A 4,635-nucleotide genomic window follows, 5' to 3' on the forward strand; every position below is an offset into this window, starting at 1 on the left:
GTTCGAGACCAGGACGTTGATAGGTCAGGTGTGTAAGCGCAGTAATGCGTTCAGCTAACTGATACTAATTGCCCGTAAGGCTTGATCCTATAACAAGTCTGTCTTACAGAACTTGTTGATTCTCGTGTGTGATACACACAACTCAAAATTACTGCTTCTTCCCAGATTGGTTCTGTTGGCCGCGCCAGCAGAACAACCCCCTTTGCCTGATGACCATAGCGAGTCGGTCCCACCCCTTCCCATCCCGAACAGGACCGTGAAACGACTCTACGCCGATGATAGTGCGGATTCCCGTGTGAAAGTAGGTAATCGTCAGGCTCCCTAAGCCAAGAACCCCCGCCCGAAAGGCGGGGGTTTTTGCATTGGCGCGACGGAAATGTGTGGTGTGCTCGGCATAGATCACACCTCGTGCCGAATAACGGAACGCTTCGTCACGGTCCAAGAGTCAGCACGCCATCATTTCTTGTCTAGGGTTCTCCGCGCCATCAGAGCGCACCGGAAACTGAACACGACGTATTACCCGTGGATCAAATTGGCTGGAGTATGGCTTGAGGACGCGGGATTCGAGGCTGGAGAACGCGTCCGGATTACCGTCGAGGACAAGCGACTCATCATCACGCCGATGTGAGCGGCGCATTGCCGATGGTGGGCGTCGCAAGTCACTATCCGTCTGGAAGCTCCGTACCCGATGCTCCATACCGTTAGTAACTGTGACAAGCGACAATCGTTCTGAAACTGCAGCGGGCCGGTCACTCAGGTCCGCTGCCGTGTAGCTATGGGCCCAGTATTTTTGCGTTATACGTTAGTTACCGTAGGGCGACTTAGTTGATGAGACGCCGCACACTAAAAATCAAAGACTTACGAAGACGCCCGCCACAAGCACTTTGTGGCGACGACGGAGTTGTTGCGACTGGTCTACTTCCGCGCCGAAGTAGTAGCACTTGGGTGCGACCCCAATAATCCGCGAGCTCTATGACGGGCTCGTATGAGCCTCGGAAGGTCCAGACCTAGAAAAAGCTCAAGAGCGGCTCCAAGAGCGGGAAAATCTGCGAGGGTGGGACGCCGCGTCCCGTGAGCTGGCTTCAACTGACCCTGGCCCCGAACACGGCCGACCCCACTGCGATTCCTCTGTGGAGTACGGCCATGAAATCGGATCGGATCTGTGCCGCCTGCGGCGCACCCTTCACTCCGCTCTTACACATCCCGCATCAACGCTTCTGCTCGGCCAAGGCGTGCCAGCGTGCTCGCCGGCGTGCGTGGCAGCACCAGCGCATGCGAGTCGATCCCGACTATCGCGAGAATCAGATCCGCGCCCAGGCCACCTGGCGGGCCCGACATCCTGACTACTGGCGGCACTACCGCGAGACGCATCCAGCCTATCGCGATCGCAATTGCGCGATGCAGCGACGACGAAATGCGCGGCGCACTGCTAGTGCTGTTGCAAACATGGACGTGTGGCCGGCCCATCGCCCGCTGGCATCTGGGTTTTATATTCTGCGCAACGCAGTTGAGGCCGGCGTTGCAAAGATGAACGCGTGGACGGTGCACATCGCCGTGCTATCTGAGCCGAGGCCGGTTCCGGCGTGATTGCAAAGAGATGACGTGTACGACAAGCGTCTATGGCCTGCTACCTTGGCTGTGTACTCGCTCGCATTCGACGTCATAGCAAGGCGCGACGCGTTCGCCGATACAAATCCCCAGTTGATGTCGGGGATGGCGCAGCGAGGGGCGGTTGCCAGTGGGAGCTGGATCGTGGACCTCGATTGCACATGCGAATCCGTTGACGAGCAGGCCTGCAGAATGCGGGCTGCTGAATACGTTCGGATGTCGACGGAGCACCAGCAATACTCGACGGAGAATCAGCGTGATCGCATTCGCGACTACGCTGCTCGTCGCGATCTCGAGATCGTGCGGACCTACGCCGACGAGGGTAAAAGTGGTTTGCGAATCGATGGGCGCCAAGCGCTGCAGCAGCTGATCCGGGACGTGGAAACCGGCATGGCCGATTTCCAGGTAATCCTCGTCTACGACGTAAGCCGCTGGGGACGATTCCAGGATGCAGACGAAAGTGCCTATTACGAGTACATCTGCCGGCGCGCAGGCATCCAGGTCGCCTATTGCGCCGAACAGTTCGAGAACGACGGCTCGCCAGTTTCGACGATCGTCAAAGGCGTGAAGCGTGCGATGGCCGGTGAGTACAGCCGCGAGTTGTCAGCGAAGGTCTTTGCTGGTCAGTGCCGATTGATCGAGCTGGGTTTCCGGCAAGGCGGCCCGGCGGGCTATGCGTTACGCCGGATCCTGGTCGACGAGCATGGCCTCATGAAGGGGGAATTGCAACGCGGCCAACAAAAGTGCCTGCAGACGGACCGCGTCATTCTGATGCCAGGTCCGGACAGCGAAGTGCGTATCGTCAACCTCATCTACAGCTGGTTCATCAATGAGTCACTCAATGAGCACGAGATCGCCGCACGCCTGAACGGCATGAACGTTCAGACGGACCTTGGGCGACCCTGGACTCGGGCAACGATTCGGGAGGTGCTGACCAACGAAAAGTACATCGGCAACAACGTCTACAACCGTGTGTCGTTCAAGCTGAAGAAATCTCGTGTCACGAATCCGTCGGAGATGTGGATACGCAAGGAGGGTGCGTTCGAACCCATCGTGCCGAGCGAAACGTTCTATACAGCGCAGGGCATCATGCGGGCGCGCGCCCGGCGCTACTCGAGTGAGGAGCTGATCGAGCGTCTGCGAAACCTGTACCGAAGCCGAGGCTTTCTGTCGGGCGTCGTGATCGACGAAACGGAGGGCATGCCGTCCACCTCGGTTTATGTATATCGCTTCGGCAGCTTGATTCGTGCGTACCAGACGGTTGGCTTCACGCCAGGCCGTGACTATCGTTATATCGAGACGAACCGCTTCATTCGGCAACTGCACCCGGAGATCGTTGCCGAGACGGAAAAGAAGATCGCGGATCTCGGCGGATCCGTGTCGCGTGATCCGGCGACCGACCTGCTGACCGTGAACCGGGAGTTCACGGCCTGTATCGTGCTGTCACGGTGCCAAGTGCGCGGCAGCGGCCGTAACCACTGGAAGGTGCGATTCGACACGAGCCTGCTGCCGGATATCACCGTCGCGGTCCGGTTGGATCAGAGCAACTCGACGGCGCTCGACTACTACCTGCTGCCGCACATCGACTTTTGGCAGCCTCGTATCAGCCTCGCGGACTGGAATCCGATCGAGTTCGAGAGCTATCGCTTTGACACGCTGGACTACTTATACGGTATGGCACAGCGTGCTCGGCTGAGGAGAAGAGCATGACTCAGCGTGAGCAGCCCGGTGAGGTTCGAATGATCCCCATCAGCCAGATCGAGGTGATCAACCCTCGCGAGCGCAATGGTCGCGTCTTCGACGAAATCGTCAGTAACATCAAGACGATTGGCCTGAAGAAACCGATTTTGGTCACGCCACGGGCAACGGCAAGTGGCGTCGAGAAGTATCTGCTCGTGTGTGGTGAGGGGCGGCTGAAGGCGTTCCGATCGCTCGGCGAAACGACGATACCAGCGCTGGTGGTGAGTGTGAGCGACGAAGACGCGTTCATCATGAGCCTGACGGAGAACATCGCGAGACGGCAGTGCCGTCCGCTCGAGTTGCTCGCCGGCATACGCGAGCTGCAGGAGCGCGGCTACGCGCCCAAGGCGATCGCCGAGAAAACGGGGCTCACGCAGCACTACGTGCAGGGGATCCTGACGCTGCTGCATCAGGGTGAAGAACGCCTCGTGATCGCCGTCGAGAAAGGCCGCATTCCGCTGAACGCAGCGTTATCGATTGTTGGTGCCGGCGACGACGACGAGGCGATCCAGGCGGCACTCCAGGAGGCATATGAATCGGGGAGATTGCGTGGGCGCCAGCTGATGGACGCTCGGCGCGTCATCGAGCGGAGGAAGGCGCTCGGCCGCACGGCGAATCGAAACATGACGCGCAAGGTGATGGACGTGACCACATCGAGCCTCGTCCGAACGTATCAGCATGAAGTCGAGCGGCAGAAAACGATGGTGCGGAAGGCCGAGTTTACGCAGCAGCGGTTGCTGTTCGTCGTCGGCGCCCTCAGGCAGCTATTTGCGGATGAGAACTTCGTCAACCTGCTGCGCGCTGAGGAACTGGCGACGTTGCCGAAGTATCTGGCAGAACGTGTATGGCCAAGCGGGAGCCCAGCATGACCGGCGTAGCACTTGGGTTCATTCCGGAACCACTCTCTGTTCCGATCGCGAGCATCCTGCCATCACGGCGCACGCCTGCCGGCATGATGAACTCGCGAAAGTTCAAGCAGATCAGAAGCTCCATCGAAGAGGTGGGCTTAATCGAGCCGCTTTCGGTGACGCCGGTCGACCAGGCGTCGGGCAACCACGTCCTGCTCGATGGGCATCTGCGACTGATTGCGTTGCAGGAGCTCCAGTTCAACACCGTGTCGTGCCTCGTTGCCACGGACGATGAGAGCTACACGTACAACAACCGCGTCAATCGACTATCGACCATCCAGGAGAATTGAAATGAACGCGTCCCACCCGGAGCCGTGAGAGCAGAAAGAAGGGGTGGATCCTCACGGGCCGACGGCATCAAAGTGCCCAGGTGGAAAAT

General features: G+C 58.9%; 4 protein-coding genes, 2 rRNA genes and 1 pseudogene. All 7 read left to right on the plus strand.

Annotation, left to right across the window (positions count from 1 at the left end; genetic code table 11):
* Positions 1-89: ribosomal RNA gene (locus tag HWX09_RS33330) — 23S ribosomal RNA — on the plus strand; the annotation flags it as partial.
* A gap of 116 nt (positions 90-205) precedes the next feature.
* Positions 206-318 (plus strand): 5S ribosomal RNA (rrf, locus tag HWX09_RS33335).
* A gap of 58 nt (positions 319-376) precedes the next feature.
* Positions 377-628: a SymE family type I addiction module toxin gene (locus HWX09_RS33340; RefSeq protein WP_034185383.1), complete on the plus strand. Its 252-nt coding sequence runs from the start codon at positions 377-379 to the stop codon at positions 626-628.
* A 644-nt stretch (positions 629-1,272) separates the two neighbouring features.
* The gene (locus tag HWX09_RS33345) at positions 1,273-1,587 is read left to right on the plus strand and encodes a hypothetical protein (protein WP_230469109.1); all 315 of its coding nucleotides are present in this window, start codon (positions 1,273-1,275) and stop codon (positions 1,585-1,587) included.
* 117 nt (positions 1,588-1,704) lie between these two features.
* Positions 1,705-3,318 carry a recombinase family protein gene (locus tag HWX09_RS33350; protein ID WP_027783080.1) on the plus strand — a complete coding sequence of 538 codons (1,614 nt, stop codon included), beginning with the start codon at positions 1,705-1,707 and terminating at the stop codon, positions 3,316-3,318.
* Positions 3,315-4,217 carry a ParB/RepB/Spo0J family partition protein gene (locus tag HWX09_RS33355; RefSeq protein WP_027783079.1) on the plus strand — a complete coding sequence of 301 codons (903 nt, stop codon included), beginning with the start codon at positions 3,315-3,317 and terminating at the stop codon, positions 4,215-4,217. The genes HWX09_RS33350 and HWX09_RS33355 overlap by 4 nt, the downstream gene beginning before the upstream one ends.
* Positions 4,214-4,543: pseudogene (locus HWX09_RS33360) on the plus strand (ParB N-terminal domain-containing protein); the annotation flags it as partial. The gene HWX09_RS33355 and the pseudogene HWX09_RS33360, both read left to right, overlap by 4 nt.
* Positions 4,544-4,635: the final 92 nt, after the last annotated feature.

This window comes from Burkholderia sp. BCC1208, from assembly GCF_902833095.1.
Taxonomy (GTDB): Bacteria; Pseudomonadota; Gammaproteobacteria; order Burkholderiales; family Burkholderiaceae; genus Burkholderia.

Bases quoted from the DNA above. Each gene is read 5' to 3' on its own strand.
- HWX09_RS33340 (WP_034185383.1), top strand. From the start codon at position 377: ATGTGTGGTGTGCTCGGCATAGATCACACCTCGTGCCGAATAACGGAA.
- HWX09_RS33345 (WP_230469109.1), top strand. From the start codon at position 1,273: ATGCGAGTCGATCCCGACTATCGCGAGAATCAGATCCGCGCCCAGGCC.
- HWX09_RS33350 (WP_027783080.1), top strand. From the start codon at position 1,705: ATGTCGGGGATGGCGCAGCGAGGGGCGGTTGCCAGTGGGAGCTGGATC.
- HWX09_RS33355 (WP_027783079.1), top strand. From the start codon at position 3,315: ATGACTCAGCGTGAGCAGCCCGGTGAGGTTCGAATGATCCCCATCAGC.